General features: G+C 43.8%; 17 protein-coding genes. 3 read left to right on the top strand and 14 right to left on the bottom strand.

The window, feature by feature from the left end:
• Nucleotides 1-97: 97 nt before the first annotated feature.
• The gene (locus tag BQ5453_RS12475) at nucleotides 98-1,315 is read left to right on the top strand and encodes a uracil-xanthine permease family protein (protein WP_071123663.1); all 1,218 of its coding nucleotides are present in this window, start codon (nucleotides 98-100) and stop codon (nucleotides 1,313-1,315) included.
• Between the two features lie 57 nt (nucleotides 1,316-1,372).
• Nucleotides 1,373-2,614, top strand: coding sequence for a transglutaminase domain-containing protein (locus BQ5453_RS12470; protein WP_071123439.1), 1,242 nt, complete (start codon nucleotides 1,373-1,375; stop codon nucleotides 2,612-2,614).
• Between the two features lie 156 nt (nucleotides 2,615-2,770).
• Here BQ5453_RS12470 and BQ5453_RS12465 read toward each other — a convergent pair whose 3' ends face one another.
• The 14 genes from BQ5453_RS12465 to BQ5453_RS12395 form a co-directional block, all read right to left on the bottom strand.
• Entirely contained in the window at nucleotides 2,771-3,424 is a 654-nt protein-coding gene (locus BQ5453_RS12465) for a hypothetical protein (RefSeq protein WP_235860097.1), read from the bottom strand.
• A 7-nt stretch (nucleotides 3,425-3,431) separates the two neighbouring features.
• Nucleotides 3,432-4,244: a metallophosphoesterase family protein gene (locus BQ5453_RS12460; RefSeq protein WP_071123437.1), complete on the bottom strand. Its 813-nt coding sequence runs from the start codon at nucleotides 4,242-4,244 to the stop codon at nucleotides 3,432-3,434.
• A gap of 1,216 nt (nucleotides 4,245-5,460) precedes the next feature.
• Complete coding sequence (gene rseP / locus BQ5453_RS12455) at nucleotides 5,461-6,828, bottom strand: RIP metalloprotease RseP (RefSeq protein ID WP_071123436.1); 1,368 nt, start codon at nucleotides 6,826-6,828, stop codon at nucleotides 5,461-5,463.
• A gap of 121 nt (nucleotides 6,829-6,949) precedes the next feature.
• A complete protein-coding gene (locus tag BQ5453_RS12450) occupies nucleotides 6,950-8,104 on the bottom strand; it encodes a 1-deoxy-D-xylulose-5-phosphate reductoisomerase (RefSeq protein ID WP_071123435.1) in 1,155 nt (384 codons plus the stop codon).
• 221 nt (nucleotides 8,105-8,325) lie between these two features.
• Nucleotides 8,326-8,889 carry a ribosome maturation factor RimM gene (gene rimM / locus BQ5453_RS12445; protein ID WP_235860096.1) on the bottom strand — a complete coding sequence of 188 codons (564 nt, stop codon included), beginning with the start codon at nucleotides 8,887-8,889 and terminating at the stop codon, nucleotides 8,326-8,328.
• A gap of 30 nt (nucleotides 8,890-8,919) precedes the next feature.
• Nucleotides 8,920-10,224, bottom strand: a complete 1,305-nt coding sequence (murA, locus tag BQ5453_RS12440) for a UDP-N-acetylglucosamine 1-carboxyvinyltransferase (protein WP_071123433.1) — start codon at nucleotides 10,222-10,224, stop codon at nucleotides 8,920-8,922.
• Between the two features lie 108 nt (nucleotides 10,225-10,332).
• On the bottom strand, nucleotides 10,333-10,980 hold the full coding sequence (locus BQ5453_RS12435) for a DUF4290 domain-containing protein (RefSeq protein ID WP_022101704.1): 648 nt from the start codon (nucleotides 10,978-10,980) through the stop codon (nucleotides 10,333-10,335).
• A gap of 42 nt (nucleotides 10,981-11,022) precedes the next feature.
• Nucleotides 11,023-11,715 carry a tRNA (adenosine(37)-N6)-threonylcarbamoyltransferase complex dimerization subunit type 1 TsaB gene (gene tsaB / locus BQ5453_RS12430; RefSeq protein ID WP_022101703.1) on the bottom strand — a complete coding sequence of 231 codons (693 nt, stop codon included), beginning with the start codon at nucleotides 11,713-11,715 and terminating at the stop codon, nucleotides 11,023-11,025.
• A gap of 482 nt (nucleotides 11,716-12,197) precedes the next feature.
• Nucleotides 12,198-12,416, bottom strand: a complete 219-nt coding sequence (locus BQ5453_RS12425) for a hypothetical protein (RefSeq protein WP_022101701.1) — start codon at nucleotides 12,414-12,416, stop codon at nucleotides 12,198-12,200.
• 14 nt (nucleotides 12,417-12,430) lie between these two features.
• Nucleotides 12,431-13,621, bottom strand: coding sequence for a phosphoribosylaminoimidazolecarboxamide formyltransferase (locus tag BQ5453_RS12420; protein WP_262503147.1), 1,191 nt, complete (start codon nucleotides 13,619-13,621; stop codon nucleotides 12,431-12,433).
• Nucleotides 13,622-13,672: 51 nt separating this feature from the next.
• Nucleotides 13,673-13,942 (bottom strand): PqqD family protein, encoded by a 270-nt coding sequence (locus tag BQ5453_RS12415; protein ID WP_022101699.1) that lies wholly within the window; start codon nucleotides 13,940-13,942, stop codon nucleotides 13,673-13,675.
• Between the two features lie 34 nt (nucleotides 13,943-13,976).
• Nucleotides 13,977-14,444 carry a S24/S26 family peptidase gene (locus tag BQ5453_RS12410; protein WP_071123431.1) on the bottom strand — a complete coding sequence of 156 codons (468 nt, stop codon included), beginning with the start codon at nucleotides 14,442-14,444 and terminating at the stop codon, nucleotides 13,977-13,979.
• Between the two features lies 1 nt (nucleotide 14,445).
• Entirely contained in the window at nucleotides 14,446-15,327 is an 882-nt protein-coding gene (locus BQ5453_RS12405) for a hypothetical protein (RefSeq protein ID WP_071123430.1), read from the bottom strand.
• 587 nt (nucleotides 15,328-15,914) lie between these two features.
• The gene (locus BQ5453_RS12395; RefSeq protein ID WP_071123661.1) at nucleotides 15,915-16,772 is read right to left on the bottom strand and encodes a sigma-70 family RNA polymerase sigma factor; all 858 of its coding nucleotides are present in this window, start codon (nucleotides 16,770-16,772) and stop codon (nucleotides 15,915-15,917) included.
• Nucleotides 16,773-17,143: 371 nt separating this feature from the next.
• On the opposite strand from BQ5453_RS12395, the gene BQ5453_RS12390 reads away from it, so the two are divergent.
• Nucleotides 17,144-18,496 carry a DUF3078 domain-containing protein gene (locus tag BQ5453_RS12390; RefSeq protein ID WP_083361238.1) on the top strand — a complete coding sequence of 451 codons (1,353 nt, stop codon included), beginning with the start codon at nucleotides 17,144-17,146 and terminating at the stop codon, nucleotides 18,494-18,496.
• Nucleotides 18,497-18,880: the final 384 nt, after the last annotated feature.

The raw sequence follows: 18,880 nt of genomic DNA, 5'->3' as shown, positions 1-18,880 counted from the left end.
ATGAGCATCGATTGGCGTATGCACCAATCCATACTTCCACAATTTGTAAGTGCGGTATAGAATTAAATGGCTTGAAATCATAAAAATCAATATTATTATGTATACAGATAACCTTTCAGTTGCTAAACGAACAATAGTTGGTGTGCAATTTTTGTTCGTGGCATTTGGTGCAATAGTGCTTGTACCGCTGCTTATTGGCATCAATCCTGCTACGGCTTTGTTCACAGCAGGCTTGGGCACGTTTTTATTCCACATAATAACAAAGGGCAAAGTACCGATATTTCTCGGTAGCTCGTTTGCATTTATAGCGCCTATTATGGCTGCAACAAAGCAATGGGGATTGCCTGGCACTTTGGCCGGTTTGACATCAGTGTCGTTAGTTTACTTTGCGATGAGTGCGTTGGTAAAATGGCAAGGAAGGAAATTGCTTGACCGTATATTTCCGCCAGTGGTGGTTGGTCCTGTCATAATATTGATAGGTCTGTCTTTGTCTGGCAGCGCTGTGAATATGGCAAAGGATTGTTGGGTATTGGCTTTTGTGTCTCTGTTAACAGCAGTAGGTGTATTGACATTTTGTAAAGGCATGATGAGGTTGGTGCCGATTATAAGCGGTGTGATTGTAGGCTATATCGTTGCGGTTTGCATGGGCAAAGTGGATTTTAGCGGCGTGGCCTCGGCTTCATGGATAGCCTGTCCTGTGGCTTTTGACACACTGAAGCATTTTGAATGGAGTCCTTTCCTGTACATGATTCCTGTAGCAATAGCACCTGTAATTGAACATATAGGCGATGTTTATGCTGTTGGTGCTGTTGCGCAGAAGGATTTTGTAAAGGAACCAGGTTTACATCGCACAATGTTGGGAGATGGCGTGGCTTGTCTGACCTCTGCTGTATTGGGCGGCCCGCCCGAAACAACATATTCAGAGGTAACGGGAGCAATGTCTATTACTAAAATTACGAGTCCTGCTGTGATAAGAGTTTCAGCTGCAACAGCAATATGCTTTTCGATTGTCGGAAAGTTGAGCGCCTTGTTACAAAGCATACCGCAGGCCGTTTTGGGCGGAATTATGTTGTTACTTTTTGGAACGATAGCCAGTGTCGGTGTGCAAAATCTTATTCAGCGTAAGGTAAATATGAGTGATACGCGTAACGTTATCATTGTATCAATTATGCTGACAATGGGATTAGGTGGTGCCGTGCTATCCTCTGGCAATTTTGCAGTGTCTGGCATTGGTCTTTCTGCGATAATTGGTGTCATACTTAATTTGATCCTGCCCAAAGAAAAAAGCGAAGAACATGATGAAGCTGCGAAATGATTAGTCCCCTTAAGAAATAAGACGAACGTGTAATATTATAAAGTAACTCAAACGCAAATGAAACTATTAAATGCTTTACTTGCAACAGCAGTGCTATTGAGCGCTTGCCAAGCAGAACAAGACGGCGAACTGCAAATAAGCGGCAGCAAGTCAGACTTCAGTCAAACGACAGTTAGCAACAGTACGAATGGCGTGGCCTTTCCCGAGCCTGATGCTTCGGTGGCATTTGGCTCAAACACTGCGCAAGCCGTGTGGCAAATACTGCAAAAGGTAGATCCGAAACAAGCCACGGTAATGGGCGAAACACAGATCAGCGATGCGCAATATGCTGAGATCAAGGCCTTTGTAGATGCTAATTTGAAGGACGAAACAGATTATAAGACGTATCTCAACATCTTTCAGTGGATTGTAAAGAATGTAACATACGCTAACAATGGTGATGCGTATTTAGACCCGTATGATGTGTTCAAGTACAAGCGTTGTATTTGCCAGGGATATGCTAATTTGCTCAAAACGATGTGTCTCACTCAGGGCATACCCTGTTTTGTAGCAAATGGTTGGCTCAGCACAATAGGTGGCCATGCGTGGAATTATGTCTACGCGGGTGGTGATTGGTATGTTAGTGACCCTACAAATGACCGTGATTACAAGGCTGCTAACGTTGATGGTTATAAGAACCAACTAATACCGCTACGTATGGATTTTTCGCTTTTTGAAGATGGCGCATGTGTTTATAATTTCCTGAATGGTGCGCTAAATGTTTCAGAAGTCAAGAATACCGATGCTTCCGTTGTAACGATCCCCTATAGTATAAACGGGTTGCGAGTGACTTCATTCCAACCAAATGTAAAACTACCGGAGAACGTTTCAACGCTTATAATAGGTGCAAACATCTCCACATTTGGTGATAGTCCGTCAAGTTTGAATTGGGCTTGTGGCAATTTGGAAGAAGTTGTAGTCGATCCGCGCAATAATGATTTTGACTCATACAAGGGTGTGGTATACCTGCGAGCTAATGACGCGTACCCTTATTTTATTCCGGCTGGTATCCGACGGATAGAATTGCGTCCGATGAAGGTAATGGATAAAAACGTGATAACCATGCTTGACAAACTTGAAGAGATTGTAATAGCCGATGGTACAGAACGCATAGAAGACTATGCTGTGGAGAATTGTCCGAATTTGAAACGTGTGTATGTGCCAAGTTCGGTAACTTATATCTCGTCTGATGCGTTCTCAAAGTGTGGAAACTATGAAATCATTCGTACGACAACTGGCATACATAATGTGAGATTATAAGTAGGTATTCAAATTTAGTTGACATGAATTGGCTAATACTGAGCATGATTATGTAAACTAATATTGAAGACTTGCTTAATAATATGTGTGCAGCGTATTAAAAAAGCAGTTGGTAGAAGGCTGTCATTTGACAGACAGCCTTTTACCAACTGCTTTTTATAGTTCCCATTTAACTCCTATGGCGAGCGAAAGCGTTTCACGCCATGGAAAATCCTTGTTAGTGGCTTTTGACACAATGTACAGGTCGCATGATGAGATTTCGTAATATACTAACACTGCTTGATGAAACAGACGCTTTCGTTTGGGAATGTTGTAACGCAATCTCTGTCCTAAGAATACATTGGAACGTATCTTTGTCGAAAATCCGTAATAGTGCTTCGGGTAGCGTGAGGGCAGATGTTTCCAAAAATCTTCACCTGAAATGGTGTTAAAGAATATGCCGGTTGTTAGTGGCTCAATCTCCCATCTGGAGCTGATTTTGCAATGCCACGGAATATAACGCTCCTTTATGGTGAATGTCATGTGTGCTGTTTCGGAATGATATTTCGGCAAAAAACCAAATAGCAAATCGGTTTCCCAATGATAGTTTCTGCCATAGCGCCACCCCGCTCCCGCACTGAACATGCCAATGCTGCCAGCGTATTGAACGGTAGCTTGATTTGGAATAAGTTTGTTCCACCTTTTTATATATCTTTCATGGCGTAATTCGTACAGTGAGGGTGATTGTGCCTTTATGGTGTCATTACTTTGTGCGTAGGTGGTGGCACACATTAAAATACTGCATGCGAACATGAGTATGATTATGTGCAAGAGATGTTTAATATCGAACGACTTCGTAATCATAGTTTCCGCCTTTTATTGTGAAAATCAAATATTCGCGTGTTTTTGCAGAGCCGCATTCAAAATAATTCATACCATCGCCAAAGATGTCGTTAACGGTGCGATGGTGACCGTGTCCGCATAAGCAGAATAAAAGTTGAGGGTATTTTGATATCTCATATTCAAACACGTCAGCTACATTGTTGTTGAATTGGTCGGAATGTGGCATAGCATGCATGGCCACGATGGTATTTGTTATATGAGGTGAAATGCAGCTTTGGTCATCGCGTATAAAGGTAAAATCAGGAATGGCAGTTGAGTAGTCGTATTCGAAAGCATTCGTGTTGAGGCATACGAAATGTGTTTTTCCTGCATCGAAAGTGAAATTAGGATTGCCAAAGATATAACGAAAAGTGTCGCCTCCTGTTCCTAAGCAGTCGTGGTTGCCCAGGATGACGACGTATGGTATGCGTAATTTTTGTAGAATGTCACGTTGTAGGGTAAATTCTTTGGTTACACCAAAATCTGAGATGTCGCCACAGTGTATGACAAAGTCGATGTCCTTTCTGTTATTTATGCTTGATACAGCATCTTTGGTTTCGTCATACCATCTTTGTGTATCACTTATAACCGCAAATTTTATGGAACTACGGTTTGCGCATTGTTGTTTGATACGTTCACAATTCTGCTGATTGATGTTGTGCACACCATCAATTTTTGTGTCGTATGGGTGATAGTCTATCATGTCGCAAGCTACCATCAGGCTGCAACAAATGGCCAATATGCCGTCTTTTAATAAGTGCTGTATCATGTGTAGCAAGTAGTGTATGTATTTTTGGGGTTGCTAAGATCTTTACAAAAATACTTGAATTCGGCATATAGCTGTTGTCCTATATTTCTTATAGATTGCCTGATGGCGTGTTTAAGAACATCTTTGTGGTATTATAGTATAAGGATTGATGGAAATGCTCTTATAGGTTCTGCGTGAAAAAATACAGAGGCAATAGCTATGCACCTGACTTCACCACTTTTTGTGCCATTGAATAGCGCACCCAGGGTGTCGCTTCGCTTGCCCTGGACTATAGAATTCATTGGGTCCGTATGAGTTAAATACGAAACTTGAGTTATCTTATTACGGTTGTTCAATATGCTTACTACGTTCGAAGTAAACATGTATATCGGTCGTTCAACATGCTTACTACGTTCGAAGTAAACATGTATATCAGTCGTTCAACATGCTTACTATGGTTGATGTGACGGCATGACTTAGGCTCGGTTATGTGCTCTCATCACTCCCACACGTGCATCACCTTTTCTTTTGACAATGGACGATTGCCGCCGTTATTCGAAGCGCACTTGCTAAATCCGAAAGTTGAGTAATTTATAAAAGGACCAAGACGAGAAACCTGCGCTTGGGACTTTTACCATACTACAACAACTTACACGCCGAGTATCTTACATCTTACACTAACATGTTACAACTCATTGGCTATCAATACTTTACTCAGTGTAAGATACAGCAAATTCTACCTACACACAACCTACACACCCCACATGCTGCTACACGGCACAAGCACGGGAGGATAATATCACGGCATAGGGGAGCAGAAAAGTCTATTGCTCCGACAGATTGTTCTACGTCCTTGTGGCGTATAATCCACCGCATACGTCCAAACCGACTGCACGGCAGCGGGGTGGGGTGTGTAAGATGTATGCAGGGGAGTGTAAGATACTTTGAACTTATCTTACACTCTTGAATTTCCTGAATATCAGCATGTTACGCATTAAAAGTGTAAGATGGCAGTGAAATCACACGCTTTCTTTTACAAGTGGGCTGACGGGGAGTGGGCAAACTATAGTATAAGGATTGACGGAAATGCTCTGTAGGTTCTGCGTGATGAAAAAATATAGGGGCAATAGATATGCATGATTGTTGCATGTGCTATTGGCATGCAGCAATAAATGCGTATCTATTGCCCCTTGATATGTGGTGTAATAGGGAAGGTAAATATGTGTTTGCCCGTTTTTTAGAACAAGAAGTTGCGGAAGTCGTTGAATATGGCAAAGGCCATGAGCAAGAGCAACAATGTCATGCCGATTGTTTGGGCGCGCTCCATAAACTTGTCGCTTGGCTTGCGACGTGTAATGACTTCGATGAGGAGGAAAAATACATGTCCACCATCAAGCGCTGGTATTGGCAGTATGTTCATAAAGGCGAGCATGAGAGAAATGAATGCCGTAAGTTCCCAAAAACGGCACCAATCCCATGTTGTAGGGAACAGACTGCCTATTGCGCCAAACGAGCCTACGCTCTTTGCACCATCGGCAGTAAACAGATATTTGAGGTCGTCAACGTAGCCTGCCAATACTTCCCACCCGTGTGTGAAACCTGCCGGTATGCTTTGGAGGGCAGTGTAGTGGCGTGTTATACTCTTATAGTCGTTTGTCAGGGGGTTGTACCAGCCAATGCCGAGTGTGTAATTGGCGTTAAGTGTCACATGTAGTGTGTCGGGTGGTGTGGTGGCACGTTGTACGACGAGTGTGGCATTGCGTAACGCCACGCTATCCTTGTGTGTGGCTACGGCCAGCATGTCGGTCAGTTTTCCGCGTATGGTGTTGAAGTCATTGACGGTTGTAAAGCTTTGACCGTTAAACGAGGTGATGCGGTCGCCTGGTCTGATGCCAGCTTTTGCCGCGGGGCTGTTGGGTATGACGCTATCGACAAGTGAGGGTACGAGAGGCTCGATAAAACGGGGCTGTTGTTTGATCATTTCGAGCATGTTAAGTTGCCCGGGCATATGAATACTTATTTCCTTGTTGCCTCGTAATACTGTTGCGCACTTTGCCTCGCTTAGAACACGGTAGACGCTGCCGTCGAACTTTGTAAATGTTTTACCGTCAGCCCCCAATAATATGTCGCCATCACGGAAGCCCATGCTCTTGGCTTGATTGCTGAATTTGAAACCATGTGTCATGTTGCGCATGGGGACATAGGTCTCGCCCCAGGTGTATAATACGGCGGCGTAGATAACGAAGGCAACTATAAAATTGACTAATACGCCGCCAATCATGATGAAGAGGCGTTGCCAGGCGGGTTTTGCACGAAATTCCCATGGCTTAACGGGTTGCTTCATTTGTGCGGTGTCCATCGATTCGTCAATCATGCCCGCAATCTTAACATAACCGCCGAGTGGCAACCACCCCAAAGCGTAGGTTGTGTCGCTGTGGCGGGGGTTGAATTTGAACAGAGTTAACCAGGGGTCGAAGAACAAGCAGAATTTTTCGACACGCACCTTGAATAGTTTGGCAAAGAAGAAATGTCCGCCTTCGTGTAATATGATGAGCAGCGAGAAACAGAGTATGAGTTGTAATGCTCTGATAAAAAATACTTCCACTGTAGTTTGAGTTTTTTAGTTTTGATATGAGTGTGTTGGGTTTAACGACAAATATTGTTTTGGCAAGCAAATCATGTAGGTCGCCCCCGCTGTAATATTTATTTAGGAGGTCGGTCTAACTTTAATGGTTCGATATAATGCTTTCAGTAATTTGTCTTGTTATTGCGTCTGTTTGAAACAGATCGTCAAGCGTTGGCTGTGGTATAAAGTCAACTTGTTCCATAGCCTGTGCTATGATTTGGGGAATTTGCAAAAACGAAATTCTTTCGTTACGAAATGCAGCATTGGTTATTTCGCCTGCGGCGTTGAGTATGCACGGCATATTCCCCTTGCGTTCAATGGCATCGTAGGCCAACTGGAGGCACGGGAAACGTTGCGCGTCGGGCTGCTCGAAATGTAAGGTGCCAATCTCGAACAAATTGAGGCGTTTGCCTTGCAATGGTAGACGATATGGAAAGCTGAATGCGTATTGTATAGGCAAACGCATGTCGGGTGTGCCAAGCTGGGCTATGACGGCACCATCGTTAAACTCGATGGCTGAATGTATGATGCTTTCGGGGTGGATGACAATTTGTATGTCGTGTGGCTTGACGTTGTACAACCAATGGGCTTCGATCATTTCAAAGCCTTTATTCAGCATGGTGGCAGAGTCTATGGTGATTTTCGCGCCCATCTTCCAATTGGGGTGCTGCAACGCTTGTTTGGCTGTGACAGTGGCAAGTTGTGCCAGTGTACTGCTTCGGAACGGACCTCCAGATGCGGTGAGCAAAATGCGTTTGATGGGATTGCAGGCTTCGCCATTGAGGCATTGAAATATAGCCGAGTGCTCGCTGTCGACTGGCAGAATGGGCACTTTGTGTGTAGTGCACAAGGTGCTGATGATTTGTCCTGCTACCACGAGTGTCTCTTTGTTGGCTAACGCTATGGCTTTGCCGGCTTTGATTGCAGCAATGGTGGGACGCAAACCTGCAAAACCTACCATAGCGGTGAGCACCATGTCTATTTGTGTGCTCTCAACCACTTGACACAGGGCATCGGGACCTGCGTATACTTTTATAGGTAGATCGGACAGTGCTTGAGATACTGTAGTGTATTTATCTTCGTTGGCAATGACTACTGTGTCGGGCTTGAACTCGCGTGCCTGCTTTATTAACAGCTCTGCGTTACTGCCGGCAGTGAGGGTGTGTGCTTGGAATTGGTCGGGATGCTGCTTGATGACATCAAGCGCTTGCGTGCCTATTGAACCTGTCGATCCCAGTATGGCTATTTTTTTCATGTGATGGGGTATGTGGTCAAGGATTACGCGATGAGGTGTAATTTGTTAACAGTAAAAACAGGGTAGGGAATTGGGGGTTATCAAGACAGGATAGTGTCTGAAAGGGTACATGTTTGGTACATGTATTTGTTTCCTATTTCCCTCTTTTTCTCTATACCTCTTGTTGCGTTGTAGTGGTGCTATTTTATAAAGTACGCAATAAGTAAATGCTCGCGTGTCTCTTAGTTTGCACCGTCATCATTAAGTGACAGCAGCTCTTGGGGAATGTGCAATTGTAGGACACGTTGGCGCAAGTCGAAGTTTATAAGGAAATCGTTGTGATATGGTATTAACAAGTCCTTTCCGTCTTGGGTGGTGATGGTAAGCAGTGTGTTGGCCGAAGAGTCGTCCACATGCGTGATTGTGCCAATCATTTGGTTGGCATGGTCGTAGACGGTGTACCCTGTGAGTGCTTTGTATGATGAAAGACTCGTATCTGTATCGGTTTGTGATATGTGTGATTTGGAATAGTATACGGCATGCCCTACGAGTTGGCGTGCATGTGCTTCATTATCAATGTCTTCGAACTTGATAATGACAGTGTCGTCGTTTTTGAAACGATACTCCTCCCAAAAGAAAGGTACGAGTATACCGTCCATGTCAAGTACGAGGTAGGGGGCTGTTCCGCGGTCGAAGCAGTCGTCTGTAAACGACATTTCAACTTCGCCCCGCAGTCCGCGATGCTTTGCTATGTAGCCTATTTTGAAAACTTCGTTGTGGCGAATCATGTTCAGGTTAATCTTCACTACTAATATTTGCGTTGTGCTTGGTTGGTGTCATACGCGCTGTATGTGTGCACCGAGTAGGTTGAGCCTTTCCTCAATGCACTCGTATCCGCGATCTATCTGCTCAACGTTGTCTATCTTGCTCGTTCCATCGGCACTAAGGGCTGCAATGAGCAAGGCAATGCCTGCTCGAATGTCGGGCGATACCATGCGGCGTCCGCGCAGCTTAATTTTGTGGTCGTGGCCAACCACCACAGCACGGTGGGGGTCGCATAATATGATTTGGGCTCCCATTTCGATGAGTTTATCAACAAAGAAGAGCCTGCTTTCAAACATCTTTTGATGGAATAACACCGTACCGCGTGCTTGAGTGGCCACGACGATTAGTACGCTCAAAAGGTCGGGCGTGAGTCCGGGCCAAGGGGCATCAGCCAGCGTCATGAATGATCCATCGATGAATGACTCTATTTGATAGTGCTTTTGAGCGGGTATCAGAATATCATCACCCTTTATGTAAAGTTTGATTCCTAAACGTCGGAAAGCTTCGGGAATGATGCCAAGTTGTTTGACGCCAGCCTGTCGTATAATTAATCCGTCGCCTACCATGGCTCCCATGCCAATGAAAGAGCCAATCTCAATCATGTCGGGTAGTATACGGTGTGTTGCCGTGTGCAACTCGTTGACACCGACTATGGTGAGCAGGTTTGAGGCAATGCCCGAAATGCGTGCCCCCATTTGATTGAGCAAGTGGCATAATTGTTGTATGTAGGGCTCGCATGCAGCATTGTAGATGGTTGTTGTGCCCTTGGCCAAGACTGCTGCCATTATGATATTGGCAGTGCCGGTAATAGAGGCCTCGTCTAACAGCATGTATGTACCTTTAAGTTTGGGTGCCTCGATGTGGTATGTGCCACCGTCTTCGTCGTAGAAAAAACGTGCACCAAGCTTTTGCAAGCCGTAAAAATGCGTATCGAGCCGTCTGCGGCCGATTTTGTCGCCTCCGGGTTTGGCAATGGTAGCCTTTCCAAACCGGGCAACGAGTGGTCCTATGAGAAGAACCGAACCACGAAGACGTGAGCAACGTTCTAAAAATTCAGGGCTCAGCAGATAGTCGAGGTTAATGTGTGCTGCACAAAATGTGCAATCCCCCTTGCCATTCCATTGAGTGGTGACGCCCATTTGCTCGAGCAGTGCTATTAGGTTGTTAACGTCCAGTATGTTGGGAATGTTTTGTATGCGGACACTCTCTTGGGTTAGCAACGTTGCACATATCACTTGAAGAGCTTCGTTTTTAGCGCCCTGTGGTGTTATCTCGCCCTTTAAGCGATGTCCTCCCTCAATGATAAACGTACTCATATATGTTGTGTAGCTTTAATATCGTTTTTAATATAGGTGGCATGTGTGCTTGCCTGACAGTTTGGGCTTGTTTGGTTTGATTATGGCCCATGTTAGCAAATGATTTGCTTAGAACATACCTTTGTTCTTTCTCGTGCGGAAGCGGTTCTCGCCAATTTGCATCAATTCGTTTCCGGGGATTGAGAAATCGGGTTGAATCTCTCCTTCGGTGTAGAAACTGATATCACGTGCGACTTTTGTGTCTTGTACGCCATCTCCCTTCCAGTCGGCAAGGTTGCGTTTCATGCGGTTTGCAATAAGCCGTATAAGTTCGTCGCGTTCGGGGCCATCAGCAGTTTGTTTTAGTTGTGAGATGGCTCTTTCTAACAGACGGCCATAATGACGGAAGCGTATATTCCCTTTGGGGTATGACAACTTTTCAGGCTTAACACGTTCGCCCTTATGCTCGGTTATTTCGAATGGATAGTCAATGTCCAATTGATAGTTTGCAATATAGGCTAAGTGATCCCATATCTTATGCTGATAGTCAGGCACGTCCTTCATTTTGGGGTTGAGCCCTATCATTACATTGGCAATGGCTTCGGCATATAGTTGTCGTTCGTCTTTATCTTTTATTGTAATGGCATATTCTATCATGTTTTGAACAAGCCTTCCATACTCTGGCAGTTTTAGAGTGGCACGAGTCGAATTATATTCAAGCGTCTCGTGCGTAGTAGGGTGGGGCATGCTATACTCTGTAGTGTTGTTTGCCGTCATGTCTTTAATGATGAAGATAGTCTAAATGTGTGATGTGCTTTTTCAAAGCAATTTCTTGCTTTTCGTTGCCACAAATTCTTTGAGATAGAATGGTTCAAAGTATGCAACATCTTCAAATTGTTCCTTGGCCATGGCCATTTCTGCTAATGGTATCATGTTCTTTGCCCGGGGAACGATATTCTTAATAAAATGTGCATTGGGGTGTTGTATAGTTTCAACACATTTATCTGCGCCATTCCCCATGAAGTATATCGGTTGCTTGTCAAGGTAATCTTTGAACGAATCGGAGTCAATTACCAGTGCCTGAGTCTGTACGACCTCGTTTAGTGCACGGTCGTAGAGCGCGCAATATACCTCCATACGCCGGGCATCAATCATAGGGCATAACAGGGCGTCTTCGGGCAGTTCTTCGTGTCCTAAAAGAATGGGCACAGTAAGTAACTTGAGTGTCGGCACCGACAGAAGCTTGGCGTCACGGCCATAGGCTACGCCTTTTGCTTCGGACACGCCTATGCGCAATCCAGTATATGACCCAGGCCCTTTGCTAATGGCAATGGCATCGATTGGAATAGCATGGCTGTCGGCAAATGATACCGCATTTTTTACATATCCGGCAAGGACTTGTGCATGAGAAGGACCTTCCATGTTAACGTCCTCATATAAGCAAACGCCATCTTGTGAAAGGGCTACCGAGCACACGTTTGTTGAGGTCTCAATATTTAGTATACAAGACATGATCTGGTATAATTTATTCTTTTTTTATTACGCAGATTGTTAACAATGCTTGATGATGGACTGTTTCATATCTGCAGTTGTGTTATATCTCATGCAAACTTACGCAAAATCATTGAGAAAAGGTGCATTTATTGCAGATAAGTAGGTGTTCAAAATTATTTTTACATTGAAAGTGCATTATCGGGGCGCAGACGTTCCCTTCGGGTGAGGGAGCATAGCGGGCTATGTGACCGAGGCCGAAGGGGACAGATGCGTCTTGAGAATGTGCTTCCAATGTGAAAATGGCACCTGCTGATTGTATAAAATAATTTTGAACACCTACTTATATTGCTTTAAGCAAGATACGCTTTATCTCAAACACTCTCGAATTTATAAAAAAGCGCGTGCAACAAATGAATACAATTTGTTGCACGCGCTTAAATTTGTCGTATCAACTTGTTATTGTTGGGGCGTAAACAGGTAATTGAAAAACCTATAGTTTGTCACTTGTTCTTGTGGCGGTTGGCGCGTCGTTGGCGGATTTCAGCTTTCTTCTTCGCTGATCCTGAACCATGCAGGCCTGTAATATAAGTTTTCTTCTTAGCCTTTGTTTTAACCTTTGCTTCAGCCGTGGCTTTTTTAAGTTTGGCTCCCTTAAAGGTTATCCCCGACATCATGGCTTGCGTAATCTCGTCATCAGACGCTTTGCGTGTAGTAGTCATTGTCGAGTTGAGGCTTAGTGGTGGAAAAGGCGTATGCCAGTGAATGCCATGGTCATGCCGTATTTGTTGCATGTAGCTATAACATGGTCGTCACGTACGCTGCCGCCAGCTTGTGCAACATATTGTACACCGCTTTTGTGGGCGCGTTCAATATTGTCGCCAAATGGGAAGAATGCATCTGACCCCAACGACACCTCGGTGTTCTGTGCAATCCAGGCTTTTTTCTCCTCCATGGTTAGTACTTCTGGCTTTTCGGTGAAGAACTGTTGCCATGTGCCATCAGCCAGTACGTCGTCGTGGTCTTCAGAAATGTATATGTCAATGGTGTTGTCACGATCGGCACGTCGGATCTTTTCCACCCAGGGCAAGTTCATCACCTTAGGGTGCTGGCGCAGCCACCAAATATCGGCTTTGTTGCCAGCCAGTCTGGTGCAATGAATGCGGCTTTGCTGTCCGGCACCAATGCCAATGGCTTGTCCGTCTTTAACATAGCAAACAGAGTTTGATTGGGTGTATTTGAGCGTGATGAGTGCAATCTTAAGATCTCGTTTCGCTTCTTCGCTAAAGTTCTTGCTATCCGTTGGGATATTTTCAAAAAGGCTGTCGCTTGTAAGGTCTACTTCATTACGTCCCTGCTCAAATGTTACGCCAAATACTTGTTTGTGTTCAATAGGGGCCGGCTTGTAACTTGGGTCTACTTTTAAGATAACGTATGTACCCTTTCGCTTTGCACGTAATATTTCGAGCGCTTCAGGTGTGTAGTCTGGTGCGATGATACCATCACTGACTTCTCTTTTGATTATAAGCGCTGTTGCCTTGTCACAAGTGTCAGATAATGAAATAAAATCGCCATACGAAGACATTCTGTCGGCGCCGCGTGCACGTGCATAGGCTGTGGCGATAGGCGAGAGAGGTTCGCTAATGTCGTCAACGAAGTATATCTTTTTGAGTGTTTCACTCATAGGTATTCCGACCGCAGCACCAGCTGGCGAAACGTGTTTGAATGAAGTAGCAGCAGGAATGCCTGTCGCAGCCTTAAGTTCGCGAACAAGTTGCCAACCATTAAGTGCATCAAGAAAATTGATGTATCCTGGGCGTCCACCCAACACTTCGATGGGGAGTTCGCCCTGTTCCATGTATATGCGGGCTGGTTTTTGGTTGGGGTTGCAACCGTACTTGAGAGAAAGCTCTTTCATAAGTTTTATATTGTTTGTTTTGGTGTTGATTGTATGTTCAACCGTATTAGTAAGCCTGTATCAGGCTTCGATAATGCCTTGCTCAAGCCATTCCTTAATTATGCTGTGGGCATCGTTAAGTGCCTCTTGCTCGCTCACTTCGTAATTTTCGCACAATAGGGTGGCAAGCGTATTGGCATCAAAGTCTTTGTCGGTAATTGACTGCCACAAATAGGCAGCACTTTCATTGAGAGCGATCATTTGGTTAAAGTCTACATTCTCAATGCCTGTAGCCATAATAACCTTTTCGCCACAGATGTCACGTAGCTCAAATCCTTTTTTGATTTTCATATATATCGGTATGGTTGTGTTGTGAGGTGAATACTTATAATTTGAATGGCAATCTGCGGTATAGGCCAAGTAGTATACGTCTGAATGGCGTGAGGAACAGCCACATGTTGCTGTATAGTTTCCATTTCATGCCATCAATGGTGTCTGGTTTGGCTCTACCTTTTCTATAGAAGGCGGTGGCGATGCCAACCACGTCAGTGTCGAGACAATGCTCAATGCCCTGTATGTTGCCGTCGCCGCGCAGCGTTAATTGATTGTCTGTGCGGTCTATAACACGGTGTAAAACATATTTTTTCGTCGCAATTTCGGCCAACACGACATCGTTCTCCTTGATAGATTCGGCGGGAGTCTGCTCAATTTTCACAATATCGCGTTCGTTTTCTAAGAATGGCCGCATACTGTAGCCCTTTACTCTGAAAGTTGCGCTATGCCCCTTGTCGAGCATGCGTTTAATTTCGGCAATGAGTACGTCATTCGGAACTTGTATCTTGCGCGTTTCCATTTTAGTGTTTAGATATTGTTTGATAGCTGAGTTTGGCTGCTTCCTCATCAGCTCTGCATTTCAGATAATATACAGCAGTCTTCTTTGCAACGGCTTCGGCCGTGTGCATGATGTGTGCGTACGATGGTTTATCCCATATCATAGTGGAGCACGACGATATTATTGATGCAAAGGCTTTCAAAGGCGATTCCTTAGCAATGATGTTTTGCGGGTGTTGTTCCAAGCGTACAAAAGCGCCTATGGGATACTGCAAATTTCTATAGCATGGCGTTTTTCCACTCCAGGGTGTGCCATAGACAATAATTTCGTTTTCGCCTTTGACGCGTACAGCAGGGTTGTCGTCGTTTAGTAGATCCGATCCTTGTATGTATGTGCGCCACAGGCTTGAATGTGTGCTCTTGCCTGTGCCGCTTTTACCTAAGAACAGGTAGCCGTAGCCGTCGTTTATAGTGACAGACGAGTGCATCAGCAGCGTGTCGTAGTATGCGGCCGAAAAGGCAAAAGCTATCATCATGGCGTTTCCGAGCCCAAATTGTTGGTCGCTTTCATTGCCGAAGAGCGAAATTTCGCATTTGCTGAAATCGTTGTTCGCAATCATGGCCGAAGCCAAGTGCCCCTCAATTGTGCTTATGATGATTTTGTAACCAGTGTTGTACTTATATATGCCATGGTTCGTGCCTCCGCAATCAAATTGGCCGAGTTCCTCACCTTCTGGCTCTGCGCTGACGCGTCCGTTCTCGACGAAGGCGTTAAGCATAATTTTGCCGTCTGCCTTGTCAATGTTAAATGGCGCGTATGATGGTAAGAGCCTTTTTAAGATCTGTGTTTGTGGCGCGTGTAATGCAAAACACAAATCCGCCACCTTGAAGAGTAATGTTTCCAATGTATTAAAAATATATGTTAGTAGCGTTGACTCATTGTATCTTTGATAAACTGAATGTTGACAATGGAATTTCAACTAACGTGCTGTGCTTGTCTTTGTTTGTATTGCGTCGTAGCTTAATATATGTCTTTTCTAATTTCTCTTTGCTTTTGTTGAAAAATATGGCACATGTGTGTATTTCTTTGTACTGATTATCAAGGAAATACTTAAAGTTGTTAGCGTAAAACTTTCGGTCGGTTAAGAACTTCGTCTTTGGGTCGATATTAGCACTGTCGAGCTTCTCTACGGTTGATAAGTAAATGATAGAATCATTAAAACAAGTGCCGTATGCAAAGGCGTACACAGTTTCGCTCTTTCTGTTTTCTGCTTGCATGTTTGTGCAAAAGGTAAATAGTATAATCAGAACGGCTGATATTGTTTGTGCAATTTTACTCATGTGCTTCGTTTTCAATATTGATAAGATATGTTTATGTGGCAAAGTTACTTATTTTATTTGATAAATGTGCCTCTTTGCCTCCGTTAGCTCTAAAATATCAGTATGTCGACGTGAAATATGCAAGACAAATGTATGCTTTTGTTCTTATTCCTTATAAATACTCTTTTAATACGCTTCCTATTTGTGCGTTGCGCAACAAGGTGAGTGCTTTTTCTTTAATCTGTCTGACTCGCTCTCTGCTCAAGTTGAGTTTTTCACCTATTTCTTCAAGGCTAAGCTCCGGCGTGTTTATTCCAAAGTACATTCGTATGACTTGCGACTCTCTTTCGGGCAATAAGTCCAGTGCATGATGCACTTCCTCTTTGAGCGAGTCTGAAATTAGCGATGAATCAGCGTTACCTTTGTCATCATTTGTCAACAGGTCGAGCAGACAACTGTCTTCATCATCTATCAAGGGGGCATTCATTGAAATATGTTTGCCTGATGTGAGAAGGGCCGCGTTTACCTTGCTCTTTTCCATGCCAAGGGCGTCAGCCACTTCATCAAGGGAGGGCGCCCTGTTGTTCTTTTGCATGAAATCGTGATAAAAGTGATTAACTTTACTCACATAACCAATTTGGTTTAATGGTAATCTTACGAGTCGGCTCTTGTCTGCCAATGCCTGCAGTATGCTTTGACGAACCCACCAAACAGCGTAGGAAATAAACTTGAAGCCACGTGTTTCGTCAAACTTCATTGCCGCATTTATGAGTCCCACATTGCCCTCGTTAATAAGGTCTGTGAGCTCTAATCCTTGGCCTTGATACTGTTTGGCAACAGAAACAACAAAACGCAAGTTGGCTTTCACCAATCTCTCAAGTGCTTCCTTGTCACCTTGGCGAATTCGTTTAGCCAGTTCCACTTCCTCATCTGTGCTGACCATCTCTTCCTTGCTAATATCTTGCAGGTAGCGTTCAAGCGCTTCGCTGCCGCGAGACGTTATGGCAACTGTTATTTTTAGCTGTCTCATCATGGCTGTAGTCGCATTTAATGTTGAAAAATCAGCCAAAAATAGATTATTATCATTGACTGACAAAGTTTTTTGCTGAATAAATGCTTAACTTCGCGAAACAAATAGACTTGTGGCCTTGTAAAATGCCACATATATACAATATCTAAGTAGGTGTTCAAAAACGTTTTTACATTGAAAGTGCGTTATCGGGGCGCAGATGTTTCCATCGGTGAGGGCTTCTGTCCCCCGATAACGGGGAAATGAATCGAACGCGCAATGTGGCCGAGAGCGAAGAGGGTCAGATGCGTCTCGAGAATGTGCTTTCAATGTGAAAATGTCGCCTGCTGGTTGTATAAAATGATTTTGAACACCTATTTATAATCGAATATATGCAAAAGAACAAATATACTGCAAATATATTGACATGTATGTTATTGGGGTTTCTATGGTTTACGTCTGCATCGTTTGTTTTTGCAAACAAATCACATTATCACGTTGCGCATGATAACTCGTTGAACGATGCTAACCAACGGATAGTGAAGCGTGCCTTAATGAAGATGGATTCAATAAAGCTGGGGATATCTTCTTATATACCCTCAGATTCGTTGGTTAATCCTTACTATGTGTCACTTGTCTGCAAACCATCTTTATATGCTCAAGTATTAAATAGGTTGTTCTCGTTAACTGATTGTAAGCCAGTAATAAATGGCTCACTAAGTGCACCAAAACTTGAAATATTGAAACATACCGATTATGCTTTAGTACAAGGCTGCTTGATGCAGCCTCAGATTGCACTGCCCGATTCTATACACCAACCAGTAGCTAATATAGAGGAACAGCCAGAACCGCCTGAACTGATGTTGTCTGAACATTATGATAGTAGCTCGTCTGATAAATTGCCATTGCCTGCTGGTGATGGTAATTATGGCATTGTTGTCAGAAAACCCAATTTTTGGAACTTCAAAACGAACTTCTCTTTACAGTTTACCCAAAGCTATGTTTCAGATAATTGGTACAAAGGAGGGGAGAGTCATAACGCCCTGTTGGCAGCTACAGTGATAGAAGCAAATTATAATAACCAGCGTAAACTGACGTTTGACAACAAACTTGAGATGAAGTTAGGGTTTCAAACATCGCATAATGACGAAAAACATAAGTATAAAACAAATTCCGATTTATTGCGTTTGACGAACAAACTTGGTTTGCGTGCAGTTAAACATTGGTACTACACCATCATGTTGCAGAGTTGGACCCAGTTTTACAAAGGTTATAAGGCCAACGACGAAAAGGTTTATTCTGATTTTATGTCACCATTCGAGTCTCTGCTTTCTATTGGTATGGATTATCAGCAGTCATCACGTAATGGCCGTTTCAAGGTAAATGCGACATTGTCTCCTTTGGCCTTAAAATTAAAATATGTAGGTCGACCTTCTCTTATCAAGGATTTTGGCGTTTCAAGTGGTAAACACCATTCTAAATGGGAGTATGGTTCGAATGTGACGGTCAATTACACCTGGAACATAGTAAAAAATGTGAGTTGGAGTGGACGCATTTACTTCTTTACCGATTACTCTTCGACACAATTGGAGTGGGAAAATACCTTCAACCTCTCAATTAACCGCTACTTGTCTGCAAGGGTCTTTTTGTTCCCTCGCTTTGATGACAGCCGGAAACGTTCGGAAGGCCAATCGAATTTTGAGTTCAATGAACTATTGTCTTTGGGGCTGAATGTGAATTTTTAGCAAACGTCTTGCAAATAGTGAGATCTATTTTTAGGGAGGCTTTGACCTCCTTTTTTTGTCTGTATCACAGTTGGACGTTCTTAATGGTTTTGCAACAGGTTCGCCTCACCACGGTGTCTCTCATGGTGCTTCTCAAGAAATCGGTGCAGTCGTCCGTCAATACATATCAATATAATAGTGCTCTGCATTATTCGATATGCTTTGGCACATTGTTTATCTCCTAAATTTAGGTTGCATTGTACGCGTAGCTCGCTACGCTCATTCTTTAACCAAAGCTTCTGTTACAAACATCGCATCAATCCATACCGACTAATTCAGAATACCTGCTTATGATATACACTGCCTTATGAGTCTTTTCGCTCTTTTGTCTGCACTCTGCACTTT

This window comes from Prevotellamassilia timonensis (genome assembly GCF_900106785.1).
In the GTDB taxonomy this organism is placed as follows: Bacteria; Bacteroidota; Bacteroidia; order Bacteroidales; family Bacteroidaceae; genus Alloprevotella; species Alloprevotella timonensis.
This window is presented reverse-complemented; position numbering and strand designations above follow the sequence as displayed.